Source organism: Bartonella sp. AP331QHHD (genome assembly GCF_042195905.1).
Lineage (GTDB): Bacteria > Pseudomonadota > Alphaproteobacteria > Rhizobiales > Rhizobiaceae > Bartonella.
The window spans coordinates 21,215-39,609 of record NZ_JBHIPG010000046.1; the positions used below are offsets into that span (position 1 = coordinate 21,215).

The following is an 18,395-nucleotide window of genomic DNA, read 5'->3' on the forward strand; positions in this document are numbered from 1 at the left end:
TTGAGATACCTCGATTTAAGATGAATAAAAACGACAAGTTATATCATCTTATGTATACCATATCGGGACAAGAATATTTATCTGTTTGCGTAATCTTTGAAACGGAGAAGCAACCTAATTTTTGGGAAAAAACATAAAATCGTAAAGGAGAAAATCACCCCATTACCTTACCATCACCCTTTAATTTCGCTTTACAATTTTTACAAGTATCTAAAGTATCTCAAGCAATATTTTTTATGTATAATATACGCATTAATTACATGAAAACTTGAAAAAACAAACAAGAAACACTGTTGTAATTTCAATTGACGATTGAAAGTAATTGCCTTATGAAGGAGGCTTGTGTTTTTGGTTGTATACGCGACAATCAAATAGGGTCTGGAAGCCCGAAAAACTCAAACTAGAAATAAAACCGCTTTTGCGGATATCCCGGAATTTCCGGGGGCTCTTGTTATGTCCAAGTGCTTTCAGCACTAAAAGCAAGGGGCTGTTTTGAGTCAGCACTTCCAGACCCCGGAATACTAATGCGAGGGCGCTCGCAACCGGTGGGGACATCAAGTGAAAGCCAAAAATCTACATTTTTACGATATTTCTTTAGGCAAAAAAATTCGCTTCAGAAGAAACGTCATGGGGTTTTCTCAAAAACAATTAGGAAGTCATTTAGGCGTAACATTCCAACAAATCCAAAAGTATGAAAAAGGCTTAAATCGCGTAAGTGCAAGACGTTTACAGGAAATTGCTCATATATTAGATGTTCCCGTTTCCTTCTTTTATGCTGATGGCGCAAAAAAAGAAGAGAACCTCTATCATTGTGATGACAGAATAGCAAGCAAAGCAGAATATTTACTTTTAAAAAATTTCAGAATACTGACCCGCAAAAAACAAAGAGCAATTTTGCAGTTGATTTCTGATGAAAAAAATAACCCCTTATTTTCATAAGTTCATTGCAAAGATAATCAAAGTCCTTAATAATATTGACAAGAATTGTGACTGTCTCCCCACACTTCATGAGAATGAAAATGCTTAATCTAATCTGATTTGTAAATAATCCGAATTCTAACGAGTTTAACTTAGAAATAGTGCATTGATTTATAATGATAATCTAACGTTATTGATATTGAATAAGTGTTCCGAATATCGTAAAATTCTTTCATTTCAAACGTGTTCTATATTGAATCAATCAAAATCACTGTTGGCACATTACAAGCAAAGTTGGCGTGTGAGTAAAAACGTACAAAAAGGCATACCTCTTATTGAATCGTCTCACAAACCAAGAGCTGTAACGACATTGTGTGCTGAAAAAATGGATGATGGTGCTAACTTGCTCTTTTATTAAACGTAAATATGGGAGTGTTCAACGGCTGACTTTCCACTCATATAAGTCACTTAAAAAAGGCTTGCCAAACAAGCCTAAGAATATTCCCACACACTAAAAAACACTTAAATATATCGAGAAAGCTTAAAGATCTTATACCACCATACTCCAAATAATGATATTTTATAGCATAACAGGATTAAAGTAAAAATAAGAAATATAAATTAAAAATAGACACGAAAAACTATATTTATAACTTTCATAAGAATTTATCTATATATGGATACTTAAGTTTATCCTGTTGTGCCATAAATTCTATCATTTAAGGTATGAGGATATGAAGCACACATACCTCCTTGAAACATTCAAATGTTTTTTAGATGCCCAATATCTTTTTAAATATTTTTAGGCCTGCTTGTTGAGCCTTTAGTTTAAGTAAAAAATGAGAAGCCGCTAGAATCTAGCTGTTTACAGACTGTAATAGAAAGCTTCGCTTTTAAAGGCATAGGGAGAAAATCAAATAATTCAACAATTAACAGATAAAGTATAAAAAGATTCCACCAACGCGATACGTAATACCATCTTTAAAAAATTCAAAAGTGTGAAGGTACACATTGACAGAAGATAAGGAATTCACTTAATTAAAGTGTTTTCTAAAGAGATAATAGCTTAGCGTAAAATATTCAATTTTTTCAATTCTGAAAGATTAAAAGAGACGTATTATTTGAAATAAAACAATTTATTGTGCTAATGATGATGATTGGTGTGCACAAAATTGAGTTGTTGAAAATCAAAAATATAATTTAATGATGTTCCTTGACCAACTCACTCTCTCCTGAGTATAGCACGGGGAATAAACGTGGAGAGACATGAGGAGTATATAGAAAATGAGTTATAAAGTTGCAATTGTCGGCGCAACCGGAAATGTTGGTCGTGAAATGCTTACAATTTTAGAAGAACGTGGTTTTCCTGCACATGAAATCGTCCCTCTAGCATCACGACGCTCATTAGGACAAGAAGTTTCTTATGGAGATAAAACTTTAAAAGTAAAAGCACTGGATACTTACGATTTTTCTGACACAGATTTTTGTCTTATGTCTGCGGGAGGGAGCATTTCCAAAGAATACGCCCCTAAAATTGCTGCTGCCGGCTGTGTCGTCATCGATAATTCCTCCACGTGGCGCTATGATGCCAATGTTCCGTTGATAGTCCCTGAAGTCAATGGCGAAGCTATAAATGCCTTTTCTAAGCGTAATATTATAGCAAATCCTAATTGTTCAACAATTCAACTGGTCTTAGCTTTAAAACCTCTCCATGATGCTGCAATCATTAAACGTGTTGTTGTCTCTACATATCAGTCTGTTTCTGGAGCTGGTAAAGAAGGAATGGACGAACTTTTCGAACAATCACGTGCAGTTTTTGTTGCAGACCCAATTACATCAAAAAAATTCACTAAACGCATTGCCTTTAATGTCATTCCTCATATCGATGTTTTCATGGAAGATGGTTATACAAAAGAAGAATGGAAAATGACGGTTGAGACGAAGAAAATTCTCGATCCGAAAATTAAATTAACAGCCACTGCTGTTCGGGTCCCTGTCTTTATCGGTCATGCCGAAGCCGTCCATGTTGAATTTGAAAAACCACTAAGCGCATCTGAAGCACAAGCGCTCCTCCGCGATGCACCAGGCTGTCAGCTTATCGATAAACACGAAGATGGTGGTTATACCACACCTTATGAAGGTACCGGAGAAGATGATACCTTTATTAGCCGTGTTCGTGAAGATATCACCGTTGAAAATGGTTTAGCTTTCTGGGTTGTCGCCGATAATTTAAGAAAAGGAGCAGCATTGAATGCCGTTCAAATTGCTGAATTGCTCATTTTTCGTAATTTGATAAAGCCTAAGTCCGCAAATTAACGCCCTGTCCGAAAGGACAAAGAACCCCTAGCCGGTCTGTCAAAAGTCCGGCTTCTCTTCAGTATAACCTTCCCCAGCTGAAGGTTCATATCACCATCCTAAAGAACTGTAATCCAAGGTATTGTCAAATTTGACTCGGAATATCCTTGAATGCCTCGCCACCTTAAGTTAAGCATTGCCGCCTTAATGACATTTTACGGTACAATAGGATCAGCAGCATAAGCATTGTTTGCTTCATGCTGCTGATCCTTTTTGTCATTCCGGTTGTAAAATTAACTTTACCCTTATCGAGCAGGATAAGTCACGACACGGTAACGCGTTTCATTACGTTCAAAATTTTTGTAATTGACATTATCAGGAAAGGAGGGATTATAAGCACTCACGTGCTTTACAGAAACGCCTTGTGCTTTTTGCGACGGATTTAAAATTGTTCGTTCATCTCTTTTTTTAACACCTGTAGAATCGATAATCATATCTGTTCTGTATAGTTTTTGCATATTTTTCCGTGTTTTTTGAATCGCCGGAAGAGCTTTAAAGTCGGAAACAGCCTGTTTTACTTTTTCTTTTGGCGATTTTACCATGGATTTTGATTTTGCTGGCATCTTTTTAAAAGCAATGGTAGGAACATTGTTAACATTGACGTAACGTGCAGATGCCCAACCAACTTTTCCATGATAACCAAGAGAACACCAAGTTTTATTGGATAGGCAGCCATAAATTTGCACTTTTGCTCCCATTGGAACCATTGCGATAACTTTATAAGCTGTCGCAGGGCCTGTGCGTAAAGATACCTGACCTGATGCAACACGAGCAACTGTTCCTGTAATGGTTCCAGCTTGTGCGTGAAAAGCAGTCACAGCCACCCCTGACGCTCCTAAAGCCCATAAAGTCATCATTGTTGATAAAAATTTCTTTCTTAACATTATTTTTCTTCCTCTCTTAAAACGTATGAAGGGCAAAAATTCGCCTTTGCAAAAATTTGCCGCGTTTAAATCCAATGATCAGCAACCTTTATTCCCCCCCCCAAAAACCCACAACATTGCAACAAAATTTCTCTTTATCGCCTACACGAACACGGCCTTTTGATCTTGATTGCACAGTATGTTCTTCATGAATTTACGGCTAAAGCATCATCTGATTGTCCGGTTCTTCAACCAATTGTCCCTTACAGAAGTTTTTAAAGGGGCATTGGTTCCCTCAACAAATGATTGCAATAAAAGAATTAATTATTTGAATTTCAGAGAATTTCTATGAACAAATGATGATCAGCCCCCAAAACAACTAAAATAGAAGGAAAAATAATACTCTTTTAAAAATAAAAGTGATTGAATATTCTCTAAAGCTTGTATAACTTTAAATCTGCCTAAAAAGATACAGAGTATATTGAAACTTCCCTCAAAAAATTTCTCGAAAAAGAAAGTTAAAAGCATATGACATTAAAAAATTTTTCTCGTAGTCGGATTATAGGATTATTCCTCTCTCTCTTTGCACTTTTTTTGTCTACTGCTTTTTCCATGGCCGCAGACAAAACAAAAATCAAACTTGGTATTATGGAAGGGCGGGATGCGATTATTTGGAAAACAGCTGCTGAACAGGCTAAAAAAGTCGGTTTAGATATTGAACTCGTTTATTTTTCTGATTACGCTTTGCCTAATGATGCTGTTAACGCAGGAGAGATCGATGCGAATGCTTTTCAGCACGCCCCTTATCTTAATGAACAAATGAAACAACGTGGCTATAAACTTTCAATTGTCGGCTATACATTTATTGCTCCAATCGGTGTTTACTCACACAAAATAAAAGACTTAAAAGATCTTCGTGATGGTGCACATGTTGGTATTCCAAACGACCCATCTAATGGTGGAAGAGCCTTACTTCTTCTTAATTCTTTAGGTCTCATTAAGTTAAAAGATCCTCATAATATTCTTGCATCTCCACTTGATATTATCGAAAATCCTAAAAACCTGCAAATTCGTGAGCTCGATGCCGGTATGTTAGGACGAGCTATTGACGATTTTGACCTTGCAATTATAAACACAAACTGGGCTATTGTTTCCGGATTAAACTTCGAAAAAGATGTAGTCGCATGGGAGAGCGCAAAAAATAATCCTTATGATAATATCATCGTTGTACGCACGAGCGAAAAAGATGAACCATGGGTTAAAAAATTAGTTGCCGCTTACAACAACGATCTTATCCGTGCAAAAATCAAAGAGATTTTTGGCAATACCGCCCAAACATCTTGGTAATTGTGCCAAATATCCGAGTAATTGTGAATGGAAAAACCTACTCTTATCTCCTTAAAAAACATCAGCCGTTGTTTTAACAAAACGGCTGGTGTTCCGGTGATTAATAATCTCTCTTTAAATATCCATGCTGGTGAAATCCTTGGCATTATTGGGCGCAGTGGAGCAGGAAAATCAACACTTATTCGCTGTTTAAATGGGTTAGAGAAGATTGATGCAGGGTCCATTTTTTTTGAAGGTGTTGATATTTCTAATCTATCAGAGATAGAATGGGCGCCTTACCGTCAACGAATTGGAATGATTTTTCAACATTTCAATCTTCTCTCATCGCAGAATATTCTTGATAACATTGCATTGCCACTTAAATTAAGTGGTGTAAGTAAAAAACAACGCCACAAACGTGCCCTTGAACTGATTGAATTGGTTGGGTTATCTGGGAAAGAATATTGCTATCCGGCACAATTGTCCGGGGGACAAAAACAACGCGTTGGCATTGCTCGTGCGCTCGCTGCTAATCCTAAAATATTGTTATCAGATGAAGCCACCTCTGCTCTTGACCCTGAAACAACACAATCTATTCTAGAGCTCCTTGCTGATATTAATAAACACCTCAATCTCACGATTGTGCTCATCACCCATGAAATGGAAGTTGTGCGCACCATAGCGCATCGCGTTGTTGTTCTTAATCAGGGAAACATTGTAGAAGAAGGACGTGTGAAAGACATCTTTACATCACCGCAAGACGATACAACCATAGCCATGCTCAAGCTTGTAACCCCGCAACTTCCTGAAAAATTTGCGAAAAATCTCAAACCAATCGGACGAGAAGCTGTCATTGAAATTAATATTGCCGGTGAAATTGCCCAGCAGCCTTTTCTTCATCTTCTAGAAAATGAGAGTGGTTTAAAAGCACGTATTTTGCATGGTGGCATTGATACAGTTCAAGATGAAACCATCGGGAGACTCTTCTTGGCTCTTCCTGGAGAAGATAAAGAAGCTTTAGAAAAAGCTGTTCAATGGTTAACGAAAAAAGGACGATATTGTGAGGTCTTAGGCTATGTTTAATGTTCTGTCTCATGAACTTCCCCAAGCTGTTATTGATACAATATTGATGACACTTAGTGCTTCTGTTATGGCATTTATTATAGGGCTTCCCCTTGGTCTTCTTCTTCACACAACAGCACGCGGAGGGATTTTTTCCTCATCTCTCATCAATCGCCCTTTAAGCATGATCATTGACAGTATTCGTGCCATTCCCTTTATCATTCTTGCATTTTATCTTCTTCCCGTTACGCGTATCGTTGTAGGAAGAGGGATAGGAATGCCTGCTGTAATTTTTATACTGACCATTTCAGCTATCCCTTTTTATGCACGCATGGCGGAACTCTCTTTTAAAACCGTTGAAAACGGTCTCATTGAAGCGATCCGCTCGATGGGTGCAAGTCGTCTTCAAATTATCAGACATGTTCTTATTCCTGAAGCTCTCCCTAGCCTGATTACAGGTTTTACAGTCATGGTCATTTCTCTTATAGGAGCCACCTCACTTGCTGGATATCTTGGTGGAGGCGGTTTAGGGGATATGGCAATCCGCTATGGCTACCAACGCTACAATACCTTCATCATGACCATCGTCATCATCCTTTTGATCGTGCTTAATATTACAACCCAATGGACTTCTGATAAAATCGTACAAAAACTTGATAAAACAAAACATTAAAAGACTTAGAATTTCACATGCCAATACCATCATCCCCTTTGCCACTTTCCAAGTGCACCAACCCTTGCCTATCGAAAACACTCATAAGAGATTAGAAACTTTTTTCTTAAACAGTTTTTATCTCTCCCCATCCGTTTGTAACATGAAAGAAAATAGTTTTAATGGCTTTAATATAAAAGAATATAAAAGGGGATAAAATAAGAGATCTCACAGTATGTGAGACTCTCTTTAAATTAAGACATTGACCACAACCTCTCCAAACCGTAGATAACACATTGAATTTATAATGATAATATGGCGTTATTCATATTGAACGAGAACTCTGAATACCGTAAGATCCTCTCATTCCCAATTTATTCCATATAGAATCAACCAAAACCTCTCGCTTACACGTTACAAGCGGGAAGAGCCGTGTGAGTAAAACTATACAAGAAAGAAAGGCATGCCTCTTATGAATTATCTCAAGCGCCAAGACCTGTCTTAACATTGGCGGCTTATAATATGATGGTGCCAGCTTTCTTCTTCACAAGCATAAAGATAGGGGTGCTCAATGGCTTTATCGTTATACTATTCACAGGCGCCATTGCGAAATGGGCGTAACGAACGTTGAGAGATGTTGCTTTAAAATAAACCCGTGAATTGGCAACGCAAGTATATTCCATTTGAAGCGTTCTGTTTTACGTGATGGGTATGATCCCATTAAAGAACGCTATAAACAAAAGCGTGCAGCAATGCACTATCTTCATTAGGAAACTCCTCTTCAAAACGATCTAGGAAAGATAGCAACCTGCTATGGCTATCAACGCTATGATAGCTCCACCATATCTATTATCCTATAGATTATTCTCAATATCATCATTGAAGAAACTTCTAATAGAATTGTATAAAAATTTTATAAAATAAAGCACTCAAATAATCTAGATATTGGAAGGTTTTTCTTCCACAACAGCAACAATAAGCCATTGAGCTGTAAGAGCTGGTTTTTTTAACTTTTCAATTTCCACCGTAACCCCATAATGGAAAACCACTCGACCAGAAGGACGAATTTCTGCGTCGTCTAACACAAAACGCGCACGTATCCGTACCCCTGTTTTCACAGGACTCATGAAGCGTACTTTATCGAAACCATAATTAATCCCCATTGTGCTCCCTTCTAACTCTGGAAGAGCTTCATAAGCGAGCGTAGACAAAAGCGATAATGTTAAAAAACCATGAGCAATCGTGCCGCCAAAAGGTGTCTTTTTAGCCTTTTCCTCATCAACGTGTATCCATTGATGATCATCTGTAGCACATGCAAACTGATTAATCATATCCTGTGTAACAAGACGCCACTCCGATAATCCCACTTCTTTCCCAATAAAACTGGTGACATCTTGTACTGTTATTTTTTGCTGCATAACGCTATTCCTATTTTATTTGATAAAAGAAACCACCCCTCTTGCTTTTATAAAATCCATTGATTAGAGCATCAAGAATAAAAGATTAATTGTCTTAAAAACAAATGCACCTTATGAATGAGAAAAGTTCTTTAGCAGAGTAGTTTTCAAATAGGAAAAAAGAATGGCAAGCAATGTGAACCTAACAGGTTTAGCGCATGATTTGAAACAACGTGCAGAAAACCATCCCCCTATCCGTATTGGACTGATTGGTTGTGGTGAAATGGGCACAGATTTATTATCAAGTATTGCGCATATGGATGGTATAACAGTCTCTGCTGTAGCCACGAGGACACCGTCACGTATTTTTGATGCCGCTACACTAGCCTATGGCGAAGATGGACATGTCTGTGAAGTTGAAAATACTTATGCTCTCACCCAAAGCATTGAAAAGGGTTTGATTGCAGCAACAGATGATATTAACCTTGTTTTGCGCCATGAACAAATTGATATTATCGTTGATGCAACAGGCTATCCCGAAGCAGGAGCAGAGATTGGTATCAAAGCGCTTGAGAATAACAAACATCTTGTCATGATGAATGTTGAAGCAGATGTTACAATTGGCGCTTATCTCAAACATGAAGCAGAAAAACGAGGGCTCATTTATACACTTGGTGCCGGCGATGAACCTACTTCTTGTATGGAACTCATAGAATTTGTTTCAGCCCTTGGACATAAGATTGTTGCAGCGGGTAAAGGAAAAAATAATCCTCTGCGCTTTGATGCTACACCTGACGCTTACGAAGAAGAAGCATTCCGGCGTAATATGAATGTGCGCATGTTGGTTGAATTTATTGATGGTTCCAAAACGATGGTTGAAATGGCAGCCATTGCCAATGCCACCGGACTTCTCCCCGATTGCCCAGGAATGCATGGACCACGAGCAGCGCTACAAGATTTAAACAAAGTGCTTATTCCAAAACAAGATGGGGGCATTTTACAACAATATGGTGTTGTAGATTATTCAATAGGTCCAGGTGTTTCACCTGGTGTCTTTGTCATTGCCGAAATAGCACACCCGCGTTTACGCGAACGTATGGAAGATTTAAAAATTGGTCAGGGGCCTTACTTCACCTTTCATCGCCCCTATCATTTAACAGCAATGGAAGTTCCCCTCACCTGCGCACGTATTATGCTTTATGGCAAAAAAGATATGGTTCCTCTTAGCCATCCCGTAGTAGAAGTCTGTGCTGTTGCTAAAAAAGATTTACATCCAGGTGATCAGCTAGACTTTATCGGTCTTTATACTTATCGTGCTTGGATAATGAACATCGCAGAAGCACGCGCTCACCACGCCATTCCTTGTGGCCTTTTAGAAAAAGCAACAGTAACAGCTACAATTAAAAAAAACGAACTCATTACAGTACATAATACTGCTATTCGTGAAGATCAATGGATTGCACGTCTTCGTGCTAAACAAGACCTTTTACTTCATTACCCTTCTTCCGCTAAGCTATAAATACTCCTGAATTACCTTACTTAACAGTATCCTTCCCTTAGGCAACAGAATAACCCAGAATACACTTCTATCGCAAATACAGGTTTATGTTTTAATAAAAGCATTTTCCAACGATGCACATCACCACTTCCCTCTCACAATATGTCCCGTAAATGCGACAGTATAAACCACCCCATGAGATGGCATAAGATTCATTGTGTATCACTATCTTTACTCTATGAAGATACAAACCAGCACCATCATTTATTTTCCAATACTACAACAGTCCTTGAACCTTAGAGATAATTAATGAGAAGAATTTTTAGTCTTTTTTTTAATAATTTTATCCATACACGAACGCAACTTGTTATACGTAAAAAATACTTCTGATGGATTTAACATAAACAAATTTAAAATGATAAATAATAATTTCTCATTTTTCTTATTGCATGAGAGCCATGGATATAGGGATATTTTTTATTTTATCCCCTTATGAAAGATAAAAAAATTTAAAAAGGATAAAATATACCTTTGACGAATAATCTTCATATGAGAAAAGGTAGACAATATTAAAAGACTGATAAAGATAGTAAGTATACTAGCCTTATTACTAGAAAATAATCATAAACTGTAAAAAAAAATCAGGTTACGCTAATTTGTAAAAAACAACATAAATGTAGGATCTTGAACTTTAATAATGTTAATAAAAGCTACATTTAGTATTAAGATTAGTGATTTTATTATCTAGTATAGTATAAATAATAAAATATTTATTTTTTAAAAATAATGAAGTGAACAAAAAAATCCTCGACTCTGTCGATGAGCTTCCTACTAAAGTGTACTAAATATTGCAAAAAGAGTTACAACAGTACCTAATACATCCCCAATACATAAAGAAGCAAGAAGTGATAAAATACTTATTCCCCCCCAAAAGGCTGAACCTGAAAAGGCAGCAGCTTTTTCAGGTTTCCCTAACGCAATAACATCTTGTTCCTCAACGCCTTGAATAACAACTCTATCCACAGCTTTAATAGCTACATTTTTTTCTAGTGTAGGAATAGTAATTGCCATTCTCTCTTGAACTTTATTTTTTACAAAACTTGCATTTCCCTCTATAGTTTGTATAAAAAAAAGAATAAATAGTGTAAAAGTAAATGAACATACACGATTTTTAAATATTTTAAACATAGCTTTCTTTGCTCCTCTTTTTCTTCACTGAAAAAATGAAAGAATATTCACATATATAAAAACCAAAAATTATATTTAATCATTTATATAATTGCACATAATAAAATATTATATGTAATTTTGTTATTATAATATAACACATTATGTATTACATGTAAAGATAAAAAACAATAAATGATAAAAATAATTTATTCCTTTTACGCCATAATAACTCAAGATACCAACAGTAATATTTTGTCATTTTTATTGCTATAATTAAAAATAATAATAATTTATTAAATTTCTTATTATAAGAAATATTACGAAACAAATTCATTTAAAAAATTATATAATAGAGCTTTTATAAATAATTTAAAATGTAATTAATTTTAAAGAACTATAAAATTTAAAACTGCCAATATAATGATATATGATTGTCTATTATTTCAATAAATATAAAAATGAAATTGGTATCAAATAAAAACTTGATCTAAAACAAATCTATCCTAATAAAACAAATTTAAATAGTGTACTATTTTTCTATAAAACAGGTATAAAGTGTAAAAAAACAATTAAGATCTCTATCTTCAAATGGAAGAGACGTTAATAAAATGATTCTCAACTTTTACTGATATATAAAAAGAAAAAATACTGCATAGCATCTTAAAAAAGGTAATTCAGCCCCCTTTATCCCATACAGCATAAAGAACACAAAATATTGACTTTCAAACCTAACAAAACAAACGCATAAAATAAGTAAATCTATCAGATTTACAAAACCATTATAAGCAATACTAGAGCTCCAACAAACTACCTAAAACCAGATAAAAAGAGAGTCATGAAAAATGAGATGATCCCCAAAATACTGAAAAAACTTTCTTGCTTAATTTTCATAAAAGTTATTCCATATTTTTCGTCAATATTGTAGAGCGCAGCCTTATTTATATTTACTCTGTATTAGTAAAAAATAATTCTCTTTGAAATAAATTTTTGGCGATATTCACATAACTGTCTGCTATTTGTGAAAAATGAATAATAATAAAGAATTAATCAAATGCTTGAAAGAAAAGGAGTAGAGAAACTTACTAAAAAATTGCATTTTTAAAATACCAACTTAAGTAGCGCATTGAAAAAATAACGCCATGAAAACTGATATTGAATGATAAATTCATCAACCGATCACTTTAATCGCAAAATATTAATCTATAATAATAATTTATTGTTTTGCATGTTGAATGAGAAAGCTGACGATTATAAAACTCTCTTAATTTTAACTCTGTTTATATTGAATCAATCAAAATTCTTCACTTGCAAATCACAAACGAGATCGGTGTGTGTGTGTAAACACACTTGAAGAAAGGAAAATATCACTTATGAGGTATTTTAACTAACAAGCGCTGTTAACACAGTATTGAAAACTAGCAAAGTGAATGATGGTGCCCATTTTTACTTTAAAAGTGTAAATATGGTGGAAAACAATAGATTTTATATTATAAAACTTTACCGTTATACTATTCACGGGCGCCGTTGCAAAATAGGCTTGGATACCTTGAGAAATGTTTCTTTAAAACAAAAGCGTCAATGTGCAACACAATGGCGTTCTGTTTATTATGTATCCAACGGTGTTTCTTGTATCCAACGGTGTTTCTTACTGAATCATCTTATAAACTGCTCTATGAGATTACAAATTCATCTTAGTGAATTCTTCCCTTTATATTTATTTTTTCTCATGAACACTAAAATCTGTTAAGACACTATCCAAAGTAAAATCAATCAACAAATATTTCCATTCTTTTGTAATATACAGATAATTGAATATAGTTCCTGATTGCAACAAAAGTCTGTAATATTGCAATAGTAGAAATACTTTGATCATCCTCTCTCAATAATAAAAGAATAATATGTAATTTACAGAAAAAATTATATATTTAATATATACTTATTAAAAGTGAGAATATAAATCAGAAATACTTATAAAAGACAACTATCTTGAGAAAGATTGCCTAATATTACAGAAAAATTGCGGTGGCTTTGCTCAATAAAAGCTTCTCTATTTTTAACAAAGCTCTCATTTTTATGCATCCATATGTGATGTAAAAAGATGCCTATTTGCGTTTCTCTTATAGATAGATTAAATAGTGACAGCACCTTTGATCATTTTGTCTCTTTTGACTTCTCTTTTGGGCATTAATTTATGGTATCTAACCCACCTTTTCTCGCTCTTTTACCTTTGGGTGCACATGAATATCACGGAGAGCACCTTCCTTTCGAAACCGACTGGATTATTGCTGAAGCTTTTGCAAAAGCCCTCACTTTACAAACAAAAGAGCAGTTTCATATCGCACTTTTACCGGTTGAAAAGATTGGCTATTCTATAGAACATATGGATGTTACAGGCACGCAAACCCTTACCTTTTCTGATGCGATTAAGCGATGGATAAAGATTGGTGAAAACTGTTATCACAAAGGGATCAACCGTCTTCTTCTTCTCAATGCTCACGGAGGAAATTCACCTTTAATGAGCATCGTTATCACCGAATTACGAAGGCGCCTTTCCATGCTCGCTGTAGCAACAAGCTGGAGCCGTTTTGGTTTACCACAAGGTCTCATGGAGCCATCTCAACAACATCTTGATATCCATGGAGGCTTTATCGAAACCTCTCTCATGCTCTATTTAGCACCAGAAAAAGTCCATATGGAAAAGGCAGAAAATTTTCATAATAAACAAGCGGATATGATTGCCAATTATCGGTATTTACGTGCTTATGGTCCTCATGCCCTTGGTTGGACAATGAAAGATCTAAATACGCAAGGTGCGGCAGGAAATGCAAGCAAAGCAACACCACAAGCCGGTGAAGCAATCTTTTCTCATGTTCTGTCTCAGCTTCGTGATTTACTTGATGATATCAATCGATTTAACATAAACACATGGCAATAAAGAACAATAAAAGGTCTCTCCATGGAAACGATACACCCCAAAAAACTTCCCGTTACGGTTCTCACAGGCTATCTTGGTGCTGGAAAAACCACCCTTCTCAACCGCATTCTCAGTGAAAATCATGGCAAACGTTATGCCGTCATTGTCAATGAATTTGGTGAAATTGGTATTGATAATGACCTGATCATTGAATCAGACGAAGAAATTTATGAAATGAATAATGGCTGTGTTTGCTGCACCGTACGTGGTGATCTCATTCGCATTCTAGAAAGTCTGATGCAACGTTCTCATCGATTTGATGCGATCATTATAGAAACGACAGGGCTTGCTGATCCCGTTCCCGTAGCACAGACCTTTTTCATGGATGATACTATCCATGAAAAAACAGCTCTCGACAGTGTCATAGCAGTCGTTGATGCAAAGCATTTTCCCTCTCAATTAAAAACAAGTCGTGAAGCTGAAGACCAAATTGCCTTCGCGGATATTATTCTTTTAAATAAGATTGATCTTGTCACCCAACAAGAACGCAGCCATGCTGAATCCCTTATTCTGGCCATTAATCCCAGAGCCATAATTTACGCAACAGAGCGCGTTAACATCCCTGTTGATAAACTCCTCGATCGTAGTTCCTTTGATCTCCAACGCACTTTAGATAATGATCCCCATTTTCTTGAGCATCATCACGCAGATCATGTATGTGGTCCCGATTGTAATCATGATCATGACCATCATCACGCATCCACCATTCATGATATTACCATCACTTCTGTAAGTTTAAAAACAGATGCTCTGCAACCAGAAAAGTTTTTCCCTTGGATCCAGCAGGTTACACAGCAACAAGGGCCTGATATCTTGCGTCTTAAAGGCATTATCGCCTTTCAAGGAGACGATGATCGTTACGTCATTCAAGGGATACATATGCTTCTTGAAGGACAACATCAACGCCCATGGCGTGAAGATGAAAAACGAGAAAGCCGCCTTGTCTTTATAGGACGCTCTCTTGATGCTGAAAAATTAAAAACTGGTTTTGAAAATTGCGCATAAGTGAGTGATAATGCCAAACATTACCCATTATGATCTCAAAAGTTACTGCCTTTCCTGCGGTTTTATAGGCAATAAACCAGCCTTTGTTTCCGTAGAAGGTCTCATTGTTTTTTTTAATCCAACCCCACAAATCGTTGAAGTTCACCAAGGAATAATTTCAAGCCATTTTTCCCATGACAATACCGCGATCATCACCGGTGGAGAAGATGGAAAAGTCTGTCAAACAACCGCAGCAGATCACACGGAAGTGTTAAGCCAAAAAGAACGCAAATGGATAAACAACGTTGCTTTTGGTCCACAAAAAGCTTTTGCTTTTTCCTCCTCACGCCTCGCATTTGCGCATATTGGAAAAGAACGACAAGAGCTCACACATGAACGCAGTGTAGAAGGCCTTGCTTTTGCCCCCAAAGGTTTGCGACTTGCCGTTGCCCATTACAATGGTGTGACTCTTCATTGGTTATCAACGCAAATATCTCCCACCACATTAGTATGGAAAGGAGCTCATTGTGGTGTCACCTTTTCACCAGACAACCGCTATGTCATTTCCACCATGCAAGAAAACGCCTTACACGGCTGGCGTCTCACTGATAATCAGCACCTCCGCATGAGTGGCTATCCAAGCAAAGTCAAAAGCTGGTCTTGGAGTGCAAAAGGAAAATGGCTAGCAACATCAGGTGCCTCTGCCGCAATTGTTTGGCCCTTTCATACAAAAGATGGCCCCATGGGAAAAACACCTCTAGAACTAGGCACACGAGCAAATGCACTTGTTAGCACCGTTTCATGCCACCCAAACAAAGAAATTGTAGCAATAGGCTTCAATGATGGAATGATTTTAGCGGCACAATTCCATGATGGAAAAGAAGTCCTTCTAAAAGGTTATGGGAAAAGTGCTATCTCAGCACTTAATTGGGATCAAGCAGGGCAAAACCTCTCCTTCGGTAGCGAAAATGGTGAATGTGGTATAATCAAGATCACTGATTAAATTACACCAACAAACGCAATTATCGCCGATAAAAAATGCCCACACAATCCTCCAGAAATCTTATCCCCTTGCATCTCCAGAGCTCTCAGAAATCCTATCTCCCTAATCTCCCCCCAAAAATCTCCTAAAATCTTCGTAATCATTAAATCTTCCCTCTTCCTTTTCTCCCCCCCTTTAGACAAGAAAATACCTTAAACATGTTTTTTGACCTTTTAACATTGCTACCCCCATACAAGAATAAAAACATCACCCTCAAGACCGCCCCCCCATCTCCTTATAAACATCTATATAGGCTACATACTTCCACAAAAGCATTTTTCTTAAAAATTCGGCAAAAAATAGCTGATATCATCATTGAAACAACGATTTATTCTTACGATCAGAAGAAGGGAATTCAACACTATTTTCCTAAATAAAAAATTTTTTGATTTCCCCCTCCAAAGAGCAAAGTTTCCTACGAGCAGCCTTCCACACTTTAGTTTCTTGCCTAGAAAATTCTATCTAATAATCATTTCATGGAACTTCTATTACCGCCCTCTGTTCCGGTATCTCCTTCATCTCCGGATTCTATTCCTTCTGCTTCTTTCCCATGTTAAACCAAAGCCTTCTGGGTCTTCTGACCCTTTGGATTCCTCGTCTAATCTCCAAATTAGAGCGGTTGTTCCACAGGTTCCAACTTATCTTCTTTTGCCAAATGCCTTATTTCATGCTGGTTTAGTGGATATGACCACGCAAAATAAGACGTTAGAGACAATGCGGAATGCTTTTCATTCCTTTGGGAAAGATGATAAAAAGACAGCCTTTTTTCTGCGTGCTTATGGGGGGAGTCATCATTATGCTTCCAATTTATCTGCTTTTGAATATGGTTATGGTGCTGAGCTCGATTATAATGCATTTCAAGCAGGTGTTTTGTTAAACGAGATTGAGAGTTTATATGGTCGTACATTCTTTGGAGTTTTGGGGAACTATGGAAATCTTTCTCTACACCCTCAGGATGTTGAACAAAGCAAAAAAAGCGCATTTAATAAATGGTCTGTTGGGGCTTATGGAAGTTTGCAGCATGATACCGGTTTTTATATGGATGGGGTGTTATCGTATGGCCTTTTTAAAGGTGATGTTTTGACACGAGCACGGGGTAAAGCTATTGCCAAGGGTAAACAGTTTAGCGGTTCTTTAACGAGTGGCAGAACGTTTGCAACAGGGTATAAAGGTGTTGTTTTTGCTCCGCAGATTCAGGTTGTTTATCAGCATCTTCAGTTTAATAAGACGCGTGATATTGATTTAGGAAAATTTCATGCAATAATTCAGAATGCTCATTCATCATTTTAGATATTGAATAAAAACTAAATATTATAAATTTCTTTCATTTCAAACCTGTTTATATTTAATCAATTAACCCCTTGTCCATCACAAACGAAGCTGGCATGCAAAGAAGGACTTTTGAAAAAAGGTAAATTACTTCTTATGAACATTCTCGAGTGCTAAAATCTGCGCAAATATTGAATGCTGAAAAAAGAATGGTGATATCCGCGCATGACCGCAATGAAAATAATATCCTGTATCTTATCTAAATTTCTCTGCCACCTATCACTTACAAAACAACAACCATAACAACACGATAAAGCATACTTTACTTTTATTATAATTTGACCTCAAACTCCCTCTTTTTGTTCTAAAAATAAGTATCTATCCAAAATTCTTAAGTAAACATCCTAAAAAAGAAACAAATAATATGCGTATTAAATGATATAAACGTGAATAAAGTTCTAAAACAAAATTCAAAACAATGCATAAAACTCATAAAGACTAAACTTATGATCTATAAAAATGAATAAAGAAATGGACAAAAACAACCACCTATATCGTCTCTTTTGAAAGATTATGCCGAAAGCATTCAGCATTCAAACTTTTCATATTCACAATGAAATCTGTCCTCATATCTTAACATCAAAAATTTTAGAAAAATTTCTCATCGCATAAAAGAAAGCATCTATTGTAATCTTTTATATCAAAAAATAACCATATTGATGAAGCAAAATAAATTTTAATACATTAAAAGGCCGAAAATCTTCTGCCTTTTAACTAAAAATACATATTGCAGCTCATCAAAAGAGGTGGCGCAATCCAGCAGAGAAACTCGTTCCAGAAAAACCAATTTTCTTAAATCTATGCTGATAAGTGACATCTCCACGA

General features: G+C 36.2%; 13 protein-coding genes and 2 pseudogenes. 11 read left to right on the plus strand and 4 right to left on the minus strand.

Translation table 11 applies throughout. The annotated features are described in order from the left end of the window. Window positions 1-558: 558 nt before the first annotated feature. On the plus strand, window positions 559-939 hold the full coding sequence (locus ACFIMS_RS05445; RefSeq protein ID WP_375612292.1) for a helix-turn-helix domain-containing protein: 381 nt from the start codon (window positions 559-561) through the stop codon (window positions 937-939). A 1,263-nt stretch (window positions 940-2,202) separates the two neighbouring features. Then, entirely contained in the window at window positions 2,203-3,234 is a 1,032-nt protein-coding gene (locus tag ACFIMS_RS05450; protein ID WP_375638768.1) for an aspartate-semialdehyde dehydrogenase, read from the plus strand. Between the two features lie 284 nt (window positions 3,235-3,518). On the opposite strand, the gene ACFIMS_RS05455 is transcribed toward ACFIMS_RS05450, so the two are convergent. After that, window positions 3,519-4,157 (minus strand): SH3 domain-containing protein, encoded by a 639-nt coding sequence (locus ACFIMS_RS05455; protein ID WP_375638766.1) that lies wholly within the window; start codon window positions 4,155-4,157, stop codon window positions 3,519-3,521. A 507-nt stretch (window positions 4,158-4,664) separates the two neighbouring features. Between ACFIMS_RS05455 and ACFIMS_RS05460 the strand changes: the two genes are divergently transcribed. The 4 genes and pseudogenes from ACFIMS_RS05460 to ACFIMS_RS05475 all read left to right on the plus strand — a co-directional run. After that, window positions 4,665-5,483, plus strand: coding sequence for a MetQ/NlpA family ABC transporter substrate-binding protein (locus ACFIMS_RS05460; RefSeq protein ID WP_375681929.1), 819 nt, complete (start codon window positions 4,665-4,667; stop codon window positions 5,481-5,483). Between the two features lie 27 nt (window positions 5,484-5,510). Continuing rightward, window positions 5,511-6,545, plus strand: coding sequence for a methionine ABC transporter ATP-binding protein (locus ACFIMS_RS05465; protein ID WP_375612288.1), 1,035 nt, complete (start codon window positions 5,511-5,513; stop codon window positions 6,543-6,545). Beyond that, window positions 6,538-7,197, plus strand: coding sequence for a methionine ABC transporter permease (locus ACFIMS_RS05470; RefSeq protein WP_375609233.1), 660 nt, complete (start codon window positions 6,538-6,540; stop codon window positions 7,195-7,197). Before ACFIMS_RS05465 ends, ACFIMS_RS05470 begins: the two co-directional genes overlap by 8 nt. A 451-nt stretch (window positions 7,198-7,648) precedes the next feature. After that, window positions 7,649-7,943, plus strand: a pseudogene (locus tag ACFIMS_RS05475) (integrase); the annotation flags it as partial. A gap of 171 nt (window positions 7,944-8,114) precedes the next feature. Here ACFIMS_RS05475 and ACFIMS_RS05480 read toward each other — a convergent pair. Beyond that, window positions 8,115-8,594 carry a MaoC family dehydratase gene (locus ACFIMS_RS05480; RefSeq protein WP_375612287.1) on the minus strand — a complete coding sequence of 160 codons (480 nt, stop codon included), beginning with the start codon at window positions 8,592-8,594 and terminating at the stop codon, window positions 8,115-8,117. A gap of 163 nt (window positions 8,595-8,757) precedes the next feature. Here ACFIMS_RS05480 and ACFIMS_RS05485 point away from each other — a divergent pair, with 163 nt between their 5' ends. After that, a complete protein-coding gene (locus ACFIMS_RS05485) occupies window positions 8,758-10,092 on the plus strand; it encodes an NAD(P)H-dependent oxidoreductase (RefSeq protein ID WP_375696460.1) in 1,335 nt (444 codons plus the stop codon). A gap of 810 nt (window positions 10,093-10,902) precedes the next feature. Here ACFIMS_RS05485 and ACFIMS_RS05490 read toward each other — a convergent pair. After that, on the minus strand, window positions 10,903-11,259 hold the full coding sequence (locus tag ACFIMS_RS05490; RefSeq protein ID WP_375612285.1) for a hypothetical protein: 357 nt from the start codon (window positions 11,257-11,259) through the stop codon (window positions 10,903-10,905). Window positions 11,260-13,432: 2,173 nt separating this feature from the next. Here ACFIMS_RS05490 and ACFIMS_RS05495 point away from each other — a divergent pair. The 3 genes from ACFIMS_RS05495 to ACFIMS_RS05505 are packed head-to-tail and all read left to right on the plus strand — an operon-like array spanning window position 13,433 to window position 16,202. After that, window positions 13,433-14,176 (plus strand): creatininase family protein, encoded by a 744-nt coding sequence (locus ACFIMS_RS05495; RefSeq protein WP_375696461.1) that lies wholly within the window; start codon window positions 13,433-13,435, stop codon window positions 14,174-14,176. A 21-nt stretch (window positions 14,177-14,197) separates the two neighbouring features. Continuing rightward, entirely contained in the window at window positions 14,198-15,220 is a 1,023-nt protein-coding gene (locus tag ACFIMS_RS05500) for a CobW family GTP-binding protein (protein WP_375696462.1), read from the plus strand. Window positions 15,221-15,230: 10 nt separating this feature from the next. Further along, entirely contained in the window at window positions 15,231-16,202 is a 972-nt protein-coding gene (locus tag ACFIMS_RS05505) for a WD40 repeat domain-containing protein (RefSeq protein ID WP_375612282.1), read from the plus strand. On the opposite strand, the gene ACFIMS_RS05510 is transcribed toward ACFIMS_RS05505, so the two are convergent. Then, the gene (locus ACFIMS_RS05510) at window positions 16,199-16,345 is read right to left on the minus strand and encodes a hypothetical protein (RefSeq protein WP_375696463.1); all 147 of its coding nucleotides are present in this window, start codon (window positions 16,343-16,345) and stop codon (window positions 16,199-16,201) included. The genes ACFIMS_RS05505 and ACFIMS_RS05510 overlap by 4 nt on opposite strands. A gap of 390 nt (window positions 16,346-16,735) precedes the next feature. Between ACFIMS_RS05510 and ACFIMS_RS05515 the strand changes: the two are divergent. Then, a pseudogene (locus ACFIMS_RS05515) lies at window positions 16,736-17,498 on the plus strand (autotransporter outer membrane beta-barrel domain-containing protein); the annotation flags it as partial. Window positions 17,499-18,395 lie beyond the last annotated feature (897 nt).

Coding starts and splice junctions, on each gene's coding strand:
- ACFIMS_RS05450 (WP_375638768.1), top strand. CDS start 2,203: ATGAGTTATAAAGTTGCAATTGTCGGCGCAACCGGAAATGTTGGTCGT.
- ACFIMS_RS05490 (WP_375612285.1), bottom strand. CDS start 11,259: ATGTTTAAAATATTTAAAAATCGTGTATGTTCATTTACTTTTACACTA.
- ACFIMS_RS05510 (WP_375696463.1), bottom strand. CDS start 16,345: ATGATTACGAAGATTTTAGGAGATTTTTGGGGGGAGATTAGGGAGATA.
- ACFIMS_RS05470 (WP_375609233.1), top strand. CDS start 6,538: ATGTTTAATGTTCTGTCTCATGAACTTCCCCAAGCTGTTATTGATACA.
- ACFIMS_RS05455 (WP_375638766.1), bottom strand. CDS start 4,157: ATGTTAAGAAAGAAATTTTTATCAACAATGATGACTTTATGGGCTTTA.
- ACFIMS_RS05505 (WP_375612282.1), top strand. CDS start 15,231: ATGCCAAACATTACCCATTATGATCTCAAAAGTTACTGCCTTTCCTGC.
- ACFIMS_RS05485 (WP_375696460.1), top strand. CDS start 8,758: ATGGCAAGCAATGTGAACCTAACAGGTTTAGCGCATGATTTGAAACAA.
- ACFIMS_RS05495 (WP_375696461.1), top strand. CDS start 13,433: ATGGTATCTAACCCACCTTTTCTCGCTCTTTTACCTTTGGGTGCACAT.
- ACFIMS_RS05465 (WP_375612288.1), top strand. CDS start 5,511: ATGGAAAAACCTACTCTTATCTCCTTAAAAAACATCAGCCGTTGTTTT.
- ACFIMS_RS05460 (WP_375681929.1), top strand. CDS start 4,665: ATGACATTAAAAAATTTTTCTCGTAGTCGGATTATAGGATTATTCCTC.
- ACFIMS_RS05500 (WP_375696462.1), top strand. CDS start 14,198: ATGGAAACGATACACCCCAAAAAACTTCCCGTTACGGTTCTCACAGGC.
- ACFIMS_RS05480 (WP_375612287.1), bottom strand. CDS start 8,594: ATGCAGCAAAAAATAACAGTACAAGATGTCACCAGTTTTATTGGGAAA.